Raw genomic sequence first — 16,112 nt, forward strand, 5'->3', positions numbered from 1 at the left:
GCTACTCACCTCCCTTCATTTGCGATTCCGCGATGGCGCGGTACACCTCGCAGGTTTCCATAAGCTCGCCATGCGTGCCCAGGCCCACAACCTCGCCGTCCTTGAGCACGACGATCTGGTCGGCGTGCAAGATCGTCGAGATGCGCTGCGCGATAATGAGCACCGCAGCGTCACGCGTCTCGTTTTGCAACGCATGGCGCAGGGCGGCATCGGTCTTAAAGTCCAGGGCCGAAAAGCTGTCGTCGAAGATATATAGATCGGCATGCTTCATGAGCGCACGGGCGATTGCCAGACGCTGGCGCTGGCCGCCCGAAAAGTTCGTGCCGCCCTGCGCCACCGGAGTGTCGAGCCCCTGCGGCTGATCGAGTACAAAGGTGCTCTGGGCAACCTCAAGCGCGTGAAGCATGTCGGCCTCGGTCGCGCCCTCATTGCCAAAGCGCAGATTGCTTGCCACGGTGCCCGAGAACAGCCATGCCTTTTGCGGCACATAGGCAATGCGCCCGCGAATCTCGCCTTGCGAAAGCTCGCGCAGGTCGACGCCGTCCAGGCGAATGGCGCCCTTGGTGGCGTCGTGGAAGCGCAGCAGGAGCTTGGCCACCGTCGACTTGCCCGAACCCGTCGAGCCGACGATCGCGGTCGTCTGACCGCGGCGACAGGTAAAGTTCAGATCGCACAGCGTGTCCTCGTCGGCGTCGTCGAAACGGAACGACATATGATCGAACACGGCGACCGCGTCGGCACTGTCAACAGGCTCCGCCGCGCACGTATCCAGCGTGCGCTTGCCGTCCACAATGCTCGGCTCAATCTCCAACACCTGTTGCGCGCGGTTGAGGCACGCCGCAGCGCGCGGAAGCGTCAGAATCACCATCTGCGCCATCATCACAAAGAACAGGATCAGGATCGCGTATTCCAGTACGGCCGAGATGCTGCCGATTTGCATGGCATGGGCGCCCACGCGGTTGCCGCCCACCCACAGCACCGCCACCTCGGCGATGTTCATCAAAAAGAAGCTGGAGCTGTCGAGCCCCACAAACAGGTGGTTGACCTTAATGGCGTTGTCCGCGTAATCGCTAAATACCTCGTCCAGGCGCTGCTCCTCGTGGTGCTCCTTATTGAAAGCGCGGATGACGCGAACGCCCACGATGTTCTCGCGCAGCACCACGTTCATACGATCGATAAAGCTCTGAAGGCGCATAAAAATCGGCGCGGCGTTAGCCACCGTAAAGACCGCCGCCACCAGCACGATCGCAACCACCACGCCCAGCAGCGTTCCCATGGCGGGATCGATGAACCAAGCAAATATGATGCCCGCGACGGCCAGGAATGGCACCGGCAGCACCAACTGAATCGTCTGAAGGATTGCCTGCTGAATCACGTTGATGTCGTTGAGTGAGCGTGTGATCATCGATCCGGTACCAAAGCGCTCAAAGTCGCTGGCCGCGAGCTCGAGCGATTTGTCGTACACGGCATTGCGGATATCGCAGGCCACGTTGGCGGCCAGGCGCGCCGAAAGATAGCAGCCCAGCACCGTGCCGCCGCTAGCCATGCTGGTCGCGATAAACATGTATAGGCCGTTACGTAAAATGTAGTCGACATCGCCCGTGGTAATTCCGGTGTTGACCATGTTCGCCAGCATCGTGGGAACCAACAGCGTACCGACGTTATCCACCAGCAGCACCAGTAGCGTCACTGCGACAAGCCCTCGGTAGGGCTTCAAAAACCTCATTAACAGTCGCACGACTCCCCCTCACGTTGATTCTCCGACTGATCTTCGGCTGCCACCTGCCGCTTAAATGCCTCGCACTCCTCACCGAGCACCTGAGAAAATTTACCGATCAAGCGCATAATCTCGCGCTGCTCACATGGCTCGAGGGCATCGAAGGCTCTCTGCTCGGCCCCTTGCGCCGGCATCGCATACCGTTTTGCAAATCGCCTACCCTCTTCGGTCAGGCTCACAACTTTGTTCTTGCGACTGCCTTCGGCAAACTCAAGCGTGGCGAAACCCCGCGCCGTCAAGGCTTTAATGGCCGAGTTTATGGTCTGTTTGCTATAGAACCATTCGCTTGTCAGACGACTTACAGCAATGCTGCCGCCCGCCGTGCTGGTGTCGACGAGCATCCAATAGGCGCAGTCCGAAAGACCACAGGTGCGCGCGAACTCCGAATAGATACGGTCAAGCCCGTTGAGCATCCGGTCGAAATCGACCAGGCTAACTGCATTATTCATCTCTCCCGCCATTCGATAGTCCGAGTTTTGACCAATTTGTTTTTAGATTAGTCCGATTTTTGACTATCGTCAATAAGCTCAATATATATGGTCAGCTCTACATTGCATATCGACAGAAAAGACCGCCGGCGCGGGGGCGGCGCCGGCGGTCACGCGAGAATAGCGATGTATTTGCCCGTTAGGCAGCGACGGCCTCGTAGACCGTAGCGCCCGCAAAGCTGTCGTGCAGGCTCTTGCCGCAGATCCAGGGCAGCTCAACGACCTCGCAGACCGTATTGACCAGCTCGGAGCAGTCAGTAAAGTGGCCCTTATCGTTGAGAGCCTCGCAATCCTGAACACGCCAATAGCCATCGGTGTGCGTGATGTAGTACTCGTGGTTGTCGATCGTCACAAAAGCACGCGTCTTGGAACGCAGCAGCTTCAGAAATCCTTCGAAGTCGGTCTCGACGACATCTCCAGCCTGGAACATGATGTTACCTCCTGGCCCGGCGCCACCATGGCGCGTTGATAAACGTTGGTACTCCTTTAGTAAAACCTTTATCAGGGCTTATGCGCGCATCATTTAGGCAAGTGGTAAAAAACCGCAGGGCAGACGGGATAAAACGTTTAACCATCTCATCAGCTTCTCACATTCTTGCCGCAGTTTTATGCAAGCCGACTTTTCCGATTGGCGGCCATTGCTGCTTGGAGCCCTTCGCGCGATTACGGCTACGGCGCGACGGGTAAGAACGGAGCATCTGCAACGTCATTGCTAGGAGAACCCATGGAGACCATCGAAGCGCTCATCCATCGCCGCAGCTGCCGCAACTACAGCGATCGCCCCGTCGAAGCCGAAAAGCTCGCACGCATTATCGAGGCCGGCCAGTATGCGCCCAGCGGCATGGGACGCCAGCCGGTGACGTTTGTCGCCGTTACCGATCCCGCGACCATCGAGCGTCTCTCGCAGCTCAATGCGCAAGTCATGGGCAGCAACGACGACCCCTTCTACGGTGCCAAAACGGTTGTGGTGGTGCTGGTCGACCGCAGCGTGCCCACGCATCTGGAAGACGGTTCGCTTGCCATGGGCAACCTGCTCAATGCTGCCTATGCGCTGGGCGTTGATTCGTGCTGGATTCATCGCGCCCACGAGGTCTTCGATTCGCCCGAGGGCCTGGAGCTGCTGGCCAGCTGGGGTCTGCCCGCCGACGGAAGCCTGCGCGGCGTCGGCAACTGCATTCTGGGCTATGCCGAAGACGTGCTTCCCGAGGCCAAGCCCCGCCGCGACAACGTGGTGTATGTTCCGCCGTTCTAACGAACGGCGGACCCGTTGACGCTGCGCGAGCCGCATTCACGCCAATCTGACGTTCAATTTCGAGGGCGCGACCAAAAGGTCAGCGCCCTCTCATTTCACGTCACCTTGGCGCAAATGCGGCCCGCTCGCTGTTGGTGCCTGACATCGAGTGAGCCACTGTTGGCATCCGGCACCTGGGCAGCTAATTAACAGGATGATAGAAGGTGTCCACAACGGTTTGTTTTACGTTGTCCTGGTCCAGATAGAACTCGGCAAAGGTGTCGCCCTGCTGCATGGTTCCCTGCAGCGTCACGACATCAAACGAGGTCAGGCCGTGCTCGAGCATCGTGGTCGCCAGGTAGCTAAACTCATCGAGACCCAGGTTGGTCCACGTATAGTCGTCCATGGTTTGGTACAGGCTGATGAGCGCAGCGGGGTTGCTCTTAGCGCTACTGAGAACCTTAGACGCAAACGCCTGGAGGTAACTCACCTGACGCGCGGTTCGGTCGAGCGAGGACGTGAGCACAGAGGTATCGCGCCACTGCACGTACTTCTCGGCCATCTTGCCAAAGAGTGTTGTCTCCTGCCCCTCGACCACCGAAGTACCCGGCACAGTCTGCGTGGGTACCAGCGTCACGCCGCCAATAGAATCATTGATAGGCGCCACGCCCTCAATATTGAGCGTGTAGTAATAGTCGACCGGGATGTTGTCGAGTACGCGTGAAGCGGCCGCCGCCGTCAGCTGCGAGGAATTATCGCCGTCGGTGCCGTAGGCAAACTGCAGGCACAGCTGCTCGGTCACCTGGCCGGCAAATGACCCATTGGAATATGTGTCCACGGCAACCATGCTATCGCGCGGGATAACGATGCCACGCGCCTCACCCGTATCGGTATTGAGCGCCACAACCATCACGGTATCGGACTGTCCCTTCTGGGTGCCATCGTCGTTGTCGCGTCCATCGAAACCAATGAACGCCACCGTGGCCATATGCTTGTTGAGCTCATACTTCTTGCCGTTATAGGTGATGGTGTCGCCTTTGGCCTTAATGACCTTCTGGGTCTTTTCCTCGATCTTCTTTTTGCCCTGGCTCACGCCATGGTTCACGAAGCCCCAGCCGGCAGCGACAATCGCGCCGATCACGAGCAGCACGATCACGAGCCTACGGATACGGCGACGACGTTTAATGCGCTTAATCGACTCCTTGGAACGACGACGGCGCTGCGGTGCCGCTTCATCGAGCGAAGGCCATTCGGTCTCATCAGCAGGCTGCGGCGCATCATCCGCAACCTGCGCCGAAGCATCGACCTGTCCCATGGTTTCGCTCTGCGCCCCATTTTCTGCGTCAGCGCCCGAGACGACATCGGCGCCCTGCTGCATGCCGGTAGGGTCTGCCACATCGGAAACCTGCTGCCGAGACGTGCTCTCCTGGCTGTTCTCTTCAGGGTCGGCCGCATCGATAAAGTGTTTACCGCGTGGGTTCATTGCTACTTGGTTTCCTGATCATTAACTAAAACACCGCTAACGATATAGCGCGAGTTGCTGCGCTGCGATTTATCGAGTACGCAGGTGCTCAGCTGTACAATCTTACTATCTGCATCAAGCGATACGCCTTCGCGCACGTTTTTAAGGAGCGCATCGGGATTGCAAACGGTATTGAAATACTCCTGGCGCACGGCGGGATCGGCAAAGTTAAAGGAGTTGAGGATGTGGCGATTGTCGTACTGGTAGGCCGAAACGATCTTGTACTTCAGAATATGACCGGGTGTGTAGATGTAGAACTCGGTGTTCTCGTTAAAAAAGTCCGCATCCTCAAAATAATGTAAGTTATGGAACATGCGCCTGTTCACATGGCCATAGATCACCGTGACGGGGTCACTAAAATCGCGGGCGTTGGCCATCTGGCTAAAGGCGGTGCCGTACGGATCGTACTTGCCATCCTTGTCGTGATTGAGATAGAACAGGTCATCCACCGAGCTCTGCAGCAAGGGCGTATTGATATCGGTGCCCGGGATATAGAGCCAGGCGTAAATGTCGGCATTCTCCTGGATCAGTGGAGCAAAATCGATGGGATTATCCGGCAGCTCGTCGTTCTTAGACTCGACCTTGGTCGCGGGCTTGCCCGTCGCGCTCATCTCCTCGGCGCCCTTTTGATCTAGATGGTGCATGTAAAGCACGTAGCCGCCACAGCCAACTGCAACCAACAACAGCACGGCGATAACACCTTTGAGAATTGCGGCGCGACGCTTTTTGCCCGGGTTGCCCACGTGCTTGCCCAACGGCTGCTCTGCCATGATATTCCTTAATCCCAAATCAGTTAAAAAAGGACCCGCACAAGTACGGGTCCTCAAATCTTACGGTTGAAACCGTATACGTGCTAGTTGTTCTTGCGAAGAGCAACAAAGGCGCAAGCGGCACCAGCGGCGGCAACAACAGCCACGGCGGCAACACCGGTGGTGTCCACGCCGGTAGTCGGAGACTTAGCGCCGTTGTCGGTGGTAGCAGCACCAGTGGCGGTCTTCTCAGCCACGATAGTGTAGATGGAGAGCCCGGTGACCTTAAAGGTAACATTGCCGTTGTTGTCGGCAGTGAGGTTCAGGGTATCCTTGTCGCCGTTGTTGTGCTGGACATAGACGGTAACCTTGGCGCCGGCGTAGGCCTTGCCAAGGGTGAAGGTGACGGTCAGCGGGTTGGACTCAGAAACAGTACCCGCGACGGTCTCGGTGATCTCGAAGGAGGCGACCACGTTGGCGTTGGCGGGGGTGCCCTCGGCGTACTTGGTGGTGGACTCAACCTTGACGTTGGCGTTGTTGACACTCGCGGTCACATTGTTGGCGCCAGTGGTGGTGGTGTTGGCCGGGCTCGGAGCAGCAAAAGCAGCCACGGGCAGAGCCAGGACGAGAGCGAGAACGCTCAGTGCTGCCATGAATCTCTTCTTCATGTTAGGTACTCCTCAACTTGCAGCTTGCAGATTTTCAAGTGCCTAGTAGTATAGCCTTTTTCTGCAAACTGCGACCAAAGAGCTCTGCATGAAACAATGTTGCAGGTTTTTGTTCGCCCATAGCCCCAAACGGCACCTCGCTGTGACGATTTTATGTTCCGGCAGGTCTACGCCGTTTGATTTGAAGCCGAATTCGCCCCGTCATCGCTCGTCTGTGCCGCTCCCTCTGCTTTTTGCCCGCCTTCATCCTTTTGAGCATCGGCAATGGTGGCAGCGACTGCGACCATGCCGCGCTGGGGCGCGACGCCCGTCTGGGCCTGAGCGCCCTCGACAACTTCTATGCCTGCATGCGCAAGTTCGGGCGATTTGAACATCGCGCCAAGACTCGCGCCGCCACCTGCATAGCCAAGCGCTGCGAGCGCAATGACGATTATCGCGGCAACGACCACGATCGGCACATAACGATGCCAACCAGCAGGATTGAGGCCGCTACGGCGGGCAGCACCGCGGCTAATGTAGCCAAGCGTGCCGTCGTGCTTGAGCTTTGAGCCCACCACGCGTCTTCGTCCCCACAACGAGGACTCGGCCTGCATGGCCAAGCGAGCGCTTGCCGAAGGATAGCCATATTTTGTGCGCTTGAACGAGCCGTCGAACCCCGAGGCGCTTTTGCCCCACGTCCGCGAAGTCGTACGTCGGCTGACCGGCGCCGCACTTCGTTTTGTTCGGTTCGTTTTTGAAGTTTCCGCCATACTCCCCCGCACGCCTTAACACAATCGAAACAATACTGCTTTGGACTGTATCACACGCGCCACTCGTGGTCACGGCGCCTCGCTCAGCGGTCGTTGTCCTTCAGCAGGCGCCATAAAGTCGTGCGGCTTATACCGAGCACCTCTGCCGCACGTGTCCTGTTGCCGTGAAGGTGTTGCAGGACCAGCCGCGCAATATCGTGCTCGGTATCGGCCAGGGGACGCAAGATATACAAATCGCTTTCGAGCGTCGGGGCGCCAAAGGTCGCGGTCTTGATAACGTCCTCCTGGGCAAGCACCTCTTTCGCCACGGCATGCTCCGCCGCACCCGCCCCTACTAATATATAGAGTCGTTCCGAGACTTCGCGCAGCTGCAGGTAATTGCGGGGCCAACGGTACGCATCGAGCGTCTCTGCCGCAGCGGCGGACAGCCATGGGGCATCCGTTTCAAACATATCTGCCAGATACTTCAAATAGCCCGTAATTTTATGCGACACGCCGCCCTGCTCGGCAAGCGCCGGCGCCACACTCACGGCGCAGGCCAGACGTTCGGTCACAAAGGCAGCCTGGTCGCTTTCGCCGCCGCCCGGCATATCGTTTGCCGTCAACACCACATGGCAACGAGTTGCGAGCGCCGTGTCGACCATTGCGGACACGAGCTCGCGCAGGCGCTGGGGCCCAACGGCATGCCAGCCGCCCATGCAAAGTGTCAGCCCCGTTTGGAATAGCGGCGATTCGGAACTTTTGAGCAGATGGCGCCAGCCGCGATCCGTTAGCTCATCGAGTGCAACGGACACAAAGGGCTGATCGGCATAGGGTCCATCCAGGTACAGGCGTTTTGCAATCTGATCCTGCCCCGCGCCCAGTTCACCCTCGAGCATAAGGGGCACCCCGCGTGCGTAACTCTCCCGTACGGGGGCAGCGACCGCCGCCGCGTCTTCGACGATACCGTACGTGCTCGACTCGTAGCGAGCCTCGACTTCGTCGGCATTGAGCCACTCGATGCCCGCATGCGCTGCGGCGGCGCGCACCTCATGCGCCACGACCACCCAAAGCGCTCCGCGCTCCTCGGCCGTCGGTCGCACCGTCAAGCTCAACCGCACGCCCTCGCGTCCCATCACCAGGCGCGCTCCATCGCCCACGCGAGCGAGACGCTCGGAAACAAAAGCGGCGATATCCTGCTCGAGCGCAGCGTCACTCATGGTCGAGATCACGATGCCACCGCGCTCGTCGATTGCCAGCACCGATACTCCGGCTGCGGACAACGCCTCAATCAGAATCTGCAGCTTGGCATCGCTGTCCATGGTTCGCCCCGTCTCCAGCCACAACCCTTATCTGTGGCTTGGCATCTCAAGTGTTTCAAAATTGAACGATAATGTTCACCAAACACTATAGGGCCTGCGATGCCTTCTTGCGAATATATGAATTGCCCCGCATCGCCATCCTGGCGGGGCGATAAGAGCTCTTCGGGACCTATCAACCTGCGGACAAGCCATACCCGCAAGAGCTCCTATCGCTCCACCGCAAGCATGCGCTCGCCAGCACGCAGCATGCAAATAAGCTACTTCTCTACCAGATTCCCAGCACGTGCTGCATTCCCAAACTCATGCACGCAATGCCAATCCAGCAGCAGAAGCCCAACGCGATGGGCTTGCCGCCCTTTTTGACCAGCTCGACGATATCGGTATTAAAACCAATAGCCGCCATGGCCATCACGATAAAGAACTTCGACAGCTCCTTGATGGGTGCCGTAATGGACGCGGGAAGCTGAAACACAGTGGTGATCACACTCGCCAGCACAAAGAACAGCACGAACATGGGAAACGCGCGTTTGAGCGAAAACGTGCTTTTAGCGTCGCCGCCGGCCTTGCGCGCCAGATGCATCTGCCAGCATGCGAGAGTCAACGTAATGGGAATAATGGCCAGTGTCCTGGTGAGCTTGACCACCGTGGCGCTCTCGAGCACATTGGCGCCGGGATGCATGCTGTCCCAGGCGCTCGCCGCAGCCGTTACCGACGAGGTGTCGTTGATGGCGGTGCCGGCAAACAGGCCAAAGCCCTCGTTGGTCAGCCCGAGCATGCCGCCGAGCGTCGGAAACACGAGCGCCGCGATAACGTTAAACAGGAAGATGACCGAAATAGCCTGGGCAATTTCGCGATCGTCGGCATCGATGACGGGCGCGGTCGCGGCAATGGCAGAACCGCCGCAAATCGACGAACCCACACCCACAAGCGTCGCGATCTTGCCTGGCACGTTCATAACGCGGCAGAGCACAAAGGCAATGACAAGCGAGGTCGAGATCGTCGCCACGATAATCGGCAGCGACTGGGCGCCTTTGGACAGAATCTGCGAGAGGTTCATGCCAAAGCCAAGCAGGATAACCGCGTACTGCAAGACTTTTTTGGACGTATAGGTAACACCGGCGGCGAGCTGTCCGCGGCAATTCTTGGGAAAGACGAGCGCCAGGACCATGCCAAAGAGGATGGCAAATACCGGCCCGCCGACCACCTCAATCTGTTTGCCGAGCAACGTCGCGGGGATGGCGATGATCAGGCAGAACAAGACGCCCTTCCAGCGCTCGCGTACGATATTCGCCAGTTGCATATGGGATTCCTTCTTTCTATTTCACGTTTGCGACGGCTTATGATACGGCAACATTGAGCACAGCCCAGCGCAAACACAGACTAAGATGCCGCAATAGTTCTTGGGCAACAGCCGAATTACCCACCGCGGAGAGCTGATTCGCGGCATAATTAACAACTGACATATGAGTTTGATAGAACAGTTGCGAGGCGCAATGGAAGAATCGATGCACGTCGGCGAGCAGGAAACGAGCCTACAGGACCAGTCCTACCACACCATTCGGCGCAAAATCGTCTACCTGGACTACAAGCCGGGCGAAAAGCTGGGCGTCAAGCAGCTTTGCGACGACCTGGATATGGGGCGCACCCCTGTGCGCGAGGCGCTGGTGCGTCTGGCGCAAGAGGGCCTGGTGCGCACCGTGCCCCAAAGCGGCACCTATGTCTCACCCATCAACCTCACCCTTGCCGAGAGTGCCTGCTACATACGCGAGCACCTGGAAAAGCAGGTGATTGTGGAGTGCTGCGCCCGTGCCACCTCGGCAGGCATCGAGCAGCTTGACCGGGCCATCGCGCTGCAGGAAAAGGCCATGGCCGAAGAGGATCGCATCGGATTCTTTTTAAGCGACAACCTCATGCACCGCATGATCTTTAGCATCGCGTGCCGCAGCACCGTGTGGTCATGGCTCGAGGAGACCAATGCCGACCTGGAGCGCTTCCGCTGGCTGCGTGCCGCCACGCAGACGCTCGACAATCAGGAGATTGTTAACGAGCACAAGCAAATCCGCCGCGCCATCGCCGGTCGCGATCCTATCGAGGCAAGCTTTTTGGTCAGTAAGCACCTGCATATGATGTTCCGCAACCAAACCGAGGTCCTGGACCAATATCCCAAGTACTTCGAGACCAGCAAGCTCCGCTAACCTGCCAAAACCACCACAAAGGGGACAGGCACCTTTGTGATGGTTTCTCCGCACAAAAAGGCCCGGCTCCGCCTGATGACGCGGAGCCGGGCCTCAATCGTAAGGATGACGGAACTCGATTATTCCACGGTAACGCTTTTCGCGAGGTTGCGAGGCTGGTCAACGTCGCAACCGCGCAGGATGGCCACCTCGCGGGCGAGCAGCTGCAGCGGAACGCTCGCCGTGATGGGGCTGAACACGTCACGGACGGACGGCACGCAAATGATGCAGTCGGCAATCTTGTTGATTTCCTCGTCGCCCTCGGTAGCAACGACGATGACCTTGGCGCCGCGAGCCTTGCACTCCATGAGGTTCGACACCGTCTTATCGTACGTTGCGCTCTTGGTTGCCACCGCGATGACAGGGAAACCCGGATCGATCAGCGCGATGGGGCCGTGCTTCATCTCGCCGGCGGCATATGCCTCGGCATGCAGGTAGCTGACCTCCTTGAGCTTAAGCGCGCCCTCATAAGAAATAGCGGCGCCCATGCCGCGACCCACGAACAGCGCGGACTGCGCGTCCTTGCACACAAGCGCGGCCTCGTGCACGGCCTCGGTCTGCGTATCCAGGATCCACTGAATCTGCTCGGCCGTATCGGAAAGCTCGCGGAACAGCATGCGCGTCTGCTTGGTGGTCAAGCGGTACTTGACCTGCGCCAGCAGCAAGGCCAAAAGCGTGAGGCTCACGACCTGACCGATGAAGCTCTTAGTCGAGGCGACTGCAATCTCCTTGTTGGCCTTGGTGTAGATGACGCCGTCGCTTTCGCGCGCCACCGGGCTGCCCACCACGTTGGTGATGCCAAAGACCTTGGCGCCCTTGATGCGCGCATCGCGAATGGCGGCAAGGGTGTCGGCCGTCTCGCCCGATTGGGACACGGCCACGACGAGCGTCGTCGGCGTGATGATGGGGTTGCGGTAGCGGAACTCGCTAGCCGCCTCAACCTCGGTAGGAATACGAGCCCAGCCCTCAATAAGGTTCTTGGCGATGAGTCCGGCGTGGTAGCTGGTGCCGCAGGCAATCACATATACGCGGTCGATATCGTTGAGTTCCTCGAGCGAAAGGCCCAGCTCGTCGATATCGAGCTCACCGGCAGGGGTCATGCGGCCCACCAGCGTGTCGCGCACCACGCGCGGCTGCTCGTGAATCTCCTTGAGCATAAAGTCGGGATAACCGCCCTTTTCGGCCATGTCCAGGTCCCAGTCGATATGGGTGATCTTGGGCTCAATCACATTGCCGGCCTCGTCGGTATACTCGACGCCTGCGGGCGTGAGCTTGGCAAACTGACCGTCTTCGAGCACCACGACATCGCGGGTGGCATCGATAAGCGCGATCACATCGGAGGCAACGTAGGAGCCGGTCTCGCCCACGCCGACCACAATCGGGGAGTCCTTGCGGGCAACGGCGATCACGCCAGGTTCGTCGGCGCACACGGCGGCCAGGCCATAGGCGCCCACCACGTGGGTGCAGGCCTCGCGCACGGAAGCCATCAGGTCGCGCGTCTCGGCATAGGCCTCTTCGATCAAGTGCGCGAAAACTTCGGTATCGGTCTCGCTCTTAAAGTGATGGCCGCGGCCCTCCAACTCTTCGCGCAGCTCGGCGAAGTTCTCGATGATGCCGTTGTGGACGATGGCGATGCGACCATCGCAGCTGGTGTGGGGATGGGCGTTGACAACGGAAGGCTTGCCGTGAGTGGCCCAGCGGGTATGGCCGATACCGCAGGTAGCGTCGCTGTCGATATTGGAAAGCTCGCTCTCCAGGCCCGCAACCTTACCCACGCGGCGGATGACGTCGAGGTGAGCCGCGGCGCCCTCGCCCACCTCGAGCGCGACGCCCGAGGAGTCATAGCCGCGATATTCCATACGCTTAAGACCCGTGACCAGGATGTTCTTTGCAATATCCGAGCCGGTGTAGCCGACAATTCCGCACATAGGATAAATCCCTTCGTTCGCGTGACTGCAAAACGCCCACGCACGACGGGCGCTGAGACGTATATCGTCCGAGTATTGTACTCACGCAAACGCAAGCTGATATACCAGAAGTGGTATCTCAACTTAGATACCACTCGATGCACACATGCCCAAACCACCGCGATTGGGACAGGCGCCTTTATGGTGACTTGGACCGGAGCGGTGGCCTGTCCCGACGAAAGATCTCGATCTGTAACATCTGGGGCTCCGGAAGCCGGCTTAGTGTTACAGATCGAGACATTACGGTTCAGCCCCTGCACTATGTCTCGATCTGTAACAGGTAGAGCCGGTTTTGCCGTCCAGATGTTACAGATCGAGACAATTGAAGGCCCGGGCAGCTCAAACCGCCACAAAGGAGCCTGTCCCCTTCGTGGTGGTCGCGCTGGCAACGGTGTTTGCCCAGATAAAACCTACCAAAATAAACCTGTCCCTAATTGGTAGGTTTTGACACCCTGGAAACGGGCGATGCTACAATCTGACTCGTACTTGAAGCGCATCAAAGGGGCCGCTATGGCAAAGGTAAAAATCAGCGATGTCGCGCGCGAGGCAGGGGTTTCGCTGGGCACGGTTTCCAACGCGCTCAACCATCCCGAAAAGCTGCGCCCCGAGACTCTCAAACTCATCAACGAGACCATCAATCGCCTTGGCTACCTGCCCAACCAAAGCGCCCGTCAGCTCGCAGGCGGCACCACCAAGTCCTTTGGCCTGGTTCTTCCCCGTCTCGACCATGGCTTCTCGCTCCAAATTGCCAGCGGCGCCCATAACGAGGCCCGCAAGCACGGTTACGACCTGCTCATCGCCAACGCCGATAACGACGATATTCTCGAGGACCATTACCTGCGATATTTTATGGGCACGCAGATGTCCGGCGTCATGGTTCAGCCCATGGCGTCCCCCGACTGGCACCCCGATATGACCAAGATGCCCGTGCCGATCGTCCATCTGGACATCCACTGTTCCGAGCCAGGTTACTACGTGGCCGCCGACAACGAGGCACAGGGGCGCATTATCGCCGAGCTCGCCATTGCCCGCGGCGCACACCATATCACCGTTGTGGGCAGAGCGGCATTTATGCAACTCACCCTGCGCGTACTTGGCATCCACAAGGCCCTCGCCCTACATCCCGATATCAAAATTGAGGTCATTGACGCCGGAGAATGGAATACCGCTGCCGACGGTTACAGCATCGGCGCTCAGATTGCCGAGCGCTCTACCGACGAGCGTCCCGATTTTGTCATCGGCCTTACCGATGTATTGGCCTCGGGCGTTATCTCGGCGTTGACCGACAAAGGCATCCCCGTCCCCGAGCAGGTCCGCGTGGCCGGCTGCGACGGCAACCCGCTTGCATGGAGCGGCGCGGTACCGCTCACCACCGTAGCACCCCCGGGCTACGAGATTGGCCGCAAGGGCGTCCAACTGCTCATGGAGCAAATCGAGAACAAGGCACCGACAAAAACCAAACGCGTCCGCATCGGCTCCGCCGCACGCACCGTCACCGAGGTCACAGCAGCCGAGGACATCAACCGCCAGGAACTCGTGCGGCCGTTCCTCTTGGAGCGCGCCAGCACCCAGGCAAGCACCCAGACCGACGCCACGGCCATCAACCTCGGTGCGTATCTATAGCACGCCCGTAAGTATGCTGTGTCGCCGCTTAAGCAAAAGGGGCCAATTGCTCGTTTCAACGCCGCAATTTCCTAGCGCACGGCCTTGACCGCCGCCGTCAGATCGAACAACGTGTCGAGCACGGCCTCGCAGCCATCCACCACGTCCCGCGGCAGCGGCACGATATCGGGGACGGCAAAGACATGGCAGCCAGCCGTAATGCCCGAGACGCAGCCGTTGCGCGAATCCTCGACCACGGCACATTCCTCAGGAGCAAAGCCCGCGCGCTCGCAGGCAAGCAGATACATCTCGGGGTCGGGCTTGCCGTGCACGACGTCCTCGCCGCAGGTCACCGTTTCAAACTTGTCAAAGAGTCCGACCATCTTAAGGTTGCGCTCCGCTGTAACGTGGCGCGACGAGGTCGCAAGCCCCACGTGATAGTCCGCAGCCAGCAGCTCGTCTAGGCACTCGGCGGCGCCGGCCTTAAGCTCCAGTTCGGTCTTGACTATCTCGTCGCGAATCTCCTTGTGGCGGACATAGATCGCCTCGGCGGTTTCGCGACTACCGTAATGTTCATCAAGGATGTCCATGACATCGGGCAGTGTGCGACCGATAAACTGATGGATCAGCGCATCATCAATCGCGACCCCCAGCTCAGCGGCGCCTGCCTTCCAGGCCTTAATCCCCAGACGCTCGGTATCGACCAGCGTTCCATCCATGTCAAAAATAACAGCCTTGATCATATCGGCCCCCTCACCGGATTGCATTACTGCCACTCTACCGCACTTTACAAACTTGTATATAACGTATATAGCATATTGCACTTTCGTTACATAAGCGGAAGTCTTATGACAGGCAGCTCGGTAGGATTATAGTTTTCGATCGAGTACTCAATGGTAAGGATCGTTTCATGCTTTCAGACACCACGGCACCCGCAGAGGAGCTTCAAGACAAGCTATCGGCGCTCGAACAGCTGCTTTTGGCATACGGGCGCGTGGCCATCGGGTTTTCCGGTGGCGTCGACAGCAGCTTTTTGGCCGCGGTCTGCGCCCGTATCATGCCCGCCAGCACGCTTCTCGTTCACCTCACCACGCCGCTCATCGGCACGCCCGAACAGGCTTCATTTGAGCGATCCGTTGACGTACAAGCCAGTGAGGAGCCGCATTTTAAGCTCCCCGTACTCAATCTTTCGGTCGATCAGTTGCAGCTCCCCCAGGTTGCCTGCAACGACGCCAATCGCTGCTACCACTGCAAGCACGCCGGCTTCACCGCCATCGTCAATCACGCCAAGTCGCTCGGCTTTCCCACCGTCATCGATGGCAGCAATGCAAGCGATCGCGGTGACTACCGCCCTGGCATGCGCGCGGCAGAAGAGCTCGGCGTACGCTCCCCTCTTATGGAGATCGGCTTTACCAAGGACGAAGAGCGCGAGCTGCTGCGCGCATGGGGCTATCCCGTCTGGAACCTGCCGGCGGGAGCCTGTCTTGCCACGCGCGTCCCCACGGGCGAGGAGCTTACGCGCGAGAAGGTCTCCCTAATTCGCGCCTGCGAGGATTACCTGCACGATCTTGATTTGGCACAGGTACGCGCGCGCTTGGTCGGCGGCTGCATGCATATCGAGGCCGCACCCGCAGATGTCGCCAAGATTGCCGCGCTCGACGGCGCCGCCGTCGATGCCGAGGGCAAGACCCCGCTGCCCGCCGCCATCGAGTCTGCGCTGCGCGAACTGGGCTGCGGCCATATCTCCCCCGAAGTCACCCCCTACGTTCACGGCAACATGAACCAGTAACCTACCAAAAAGGGACAGGTTTATTTTGGCAGGTT

General features: G+C 58.9%; 15 protein-coding genes. 4 read left to right on the plus strand and 11 right to left on the minus strand.

All coding sequences use genetic code 11. The features are described from left to right. Nucleotide 1: 1 nt before the first annotated feature. From V2391_RS09275 to V2391_RS09285, 3 genes are all read right to left on the minus strand, one after another. Nucleotides 2-1,726 carry an ABC transporter ATP-binding protein gene (locus V2391_RS09275; protein WP_329739093.1) on the minus strand — a complete coding sequence of 575 codons (1,725 nt, stop codon included), beginning with the start codon at nt 1,724-1,726 and terminating at the stop codon, nt 2-4. Further along, nucleotides 1,726-2,226, minus strand: coding sequence for a MarR family winged helix-turn-helix transcriptional regulator (locus tag V2391_RS09280; RefSeq protein WP_329739094.1), 501 nt, complete (start codon nt 2,224-2,226; stop codon nt 1,726-1,728). The genes V2391_RS09275 and V2391_RS09280 overlap by 1 nt, the downstream gene beginning before the upstream one ends. Before the next feature lie 178 nt (nt 2,227-2,404). Continuing rightward, a complete protein-coding gene (locus V2391_RS09285; protein ID WP_199583492.1) occupies nt 2,405-2,695 on the minus strand; it encodes a CDP-alcohol phosphatidyltransferase in 291 nt (96 codons plus the stop codon). 294 nt (nt 2,696-2,989) lie between these two features. Between V2391_RS09285 and V2391_RS09290 the strand changes: the two genes are divergently transcribed. Then, nucleotides 2,990-3,517, plus strand: coding sequence for a nitroreductase family protein (locus V2391_RS09290; protein WP_329739095.1), 528 nt, complete (start codon nt 2,990-2,992; stop codon nt 3,515-3,517). A gap of 181 nt (nt 3,518-3,698) precedes the next feature. Here the strand turns inward: V2391_RS09290 and V2391_RS09295 are convergent, their stop codons facing one another. The 6 genes from V2391_RS09295 to V2391_RS09320 form a co-directional block, all read right to left on the minus strand. Beyond that, nucleotides 3,699-4,979: an LCP family protein gene (locus tag V2391_RS09295; RefSeq protein WP_329739096.1), complete on the minus strand. Its 1,281-nt coding sequence runs from the start codon at nt 4,977-4,979 to the stop codon at nt 3,699-3,701. A gap of 2 nt (nt 4,980-4,981) precedes the next feature. Further along, the gene (locus V2391_RS09300; RefSeq protein WP_329739097.1) at nt 4,982-5,788 is read right to left on the minus strand and encodes a class B sortase; all 807 of its coding nucleotides are present in this window, start codon (nt 5,786-5,788) and stop codon (nt 4,982-4,984) included. Between the two features lie 83 nt (nt 5,789-5,871). Beyond that, complete coding sequence (locus V2391_RS09305; RefSeq protein WP_329739098.1) at nt 5,872-6,435, minus strand: hypothetical protein; 564 nt, start codon at nt 6,433-6,435, stop codon at nt 5,872-5,874. A gap of 167 nt (nt 6,436-6,602) precedes the next feature. Continuing rightward, nucleotides 6,603-7,028, minus strand: coding sequence for a hypothetical protein (locus V2391_RS09310; protein WP_329739099.1), 426 nt, complete (start codon nt 7,026-7,028; stop codon nt 6,603-6,605). Nucleotides 7,029-7,267: 239 nt separating this feature from the next. Beyond that, entirely contained in the window at nt 7,268-8,485 is a 1,218-nt protein-coding gene (locus tag V2391_RS09315; RefSeq protein ID WP_329739100.1) for a helix-turn-helix domain-containing protein, read from the minus strand. Between the two features lie 265 nt (nt 8,486-8,750). Next, on the minus strand, nt 8,751-9,785 hold the full coding sequence (locus V2391_RS09320) for a YeiH family protein (protein WP_329739101.1): 1,035 nt from the start codon (nt 9,783-9,785) through the stop codon (nt 8,751-8,753). 193 nt (nt 9,786-9,978) lie between these two features. On the opposite strand from V2391_RS09320, the gene V2391_RS09325 reads away from it, so the two are divergent. After that, nucleotides 9,979-10,680 (plus strand): GntR family transcriptional regulator, encoded by a 702-nt coding sequence (locus V2391_RS09325; RefSeq protein WP_329739102.1) that lies wholly within the window; start codon nt 9,979-9,981, stop codon nt 10,678-10,680. Nucleotides 10,681-10,799: 119 nt separating this feature from the next. Here V2391_RS09325 and glmS read toward each other — a convergent pair whose 3' ends face one another. Beyond that, nucleotides 10,800-12,647 carry a glutamine--fructose-6-phosphate transaminase (isomerizing) gene (gene glmS, locus V2391_RS09330; RefSeq protein ID WP_329739103.1) on the minus strand — a complete coding sequence of 616 codons (1,848 nt, stop codon included), beginning with the start codon at nt 12,645-12,647 and terminating at the stop codon, nt 10,800-10,802. Between the two features lie 549 nt (nt 12,648-13,196). Between glmS and V2391_RS09335 the strand changes: the two genes are divergently transcribed. Beyond that, complete coding sequence (locus tag V2391_RS09335; protein ID WP_329739104.1) at nt 13,197-14,309, plus strand: LacI family DNA-binding transcriptional regulator; 1,113 nt, start codon at nt 13,197-13,199, stop codon at nt 14,307-14,309. A gap of 71 nt (nt 14,310-14,380) precedes the next feature. On the opposite strand, the gene V2391_RS09340 is transcribed toward V2391_RS09335, so the two are convergent. Further along, the gene (locus tag V2391_RS09340) at nt 14,381-15,031 is read right to left on the minus strand and encodes an HAD family hydrolase (RefSeq protein WP_329739105.1); all 651 of its coding nucleotides are present in this window, start codon (nt 15,029-15,031) and stop codon (nt 14,381-14,383) included. Nucleotides 15,032-15,198: 167 nt separating this feature from the next. Here V2391_RS09340 and V2391_RS09345 point away from each other — a divergent pair, with 167 nt between their 5' ends. Then, complete coding sequence (locus tag V2391_RS09345; protein ID WP_329739106.1) at nt 15,199-16,077, plus strand: ATP-dependent sacrificial sulfur transferase LarE; 879 nt, start codon at nt 15,199-15,201, stop codon at nt 16,075-16,077. Nucleotides 16,078-16,112: the final 35 nt, after the last annotated feature.

The sequence above is a fragment of the Collinsella sp. CM84Y_54 genome (assembly GCF_036317945.1).
Classification (GTDB): Bacteria; Actinomycetota; Coriobacteriia; order Coriobacteriales; family Coriobacteriaceae; genus Collinsella.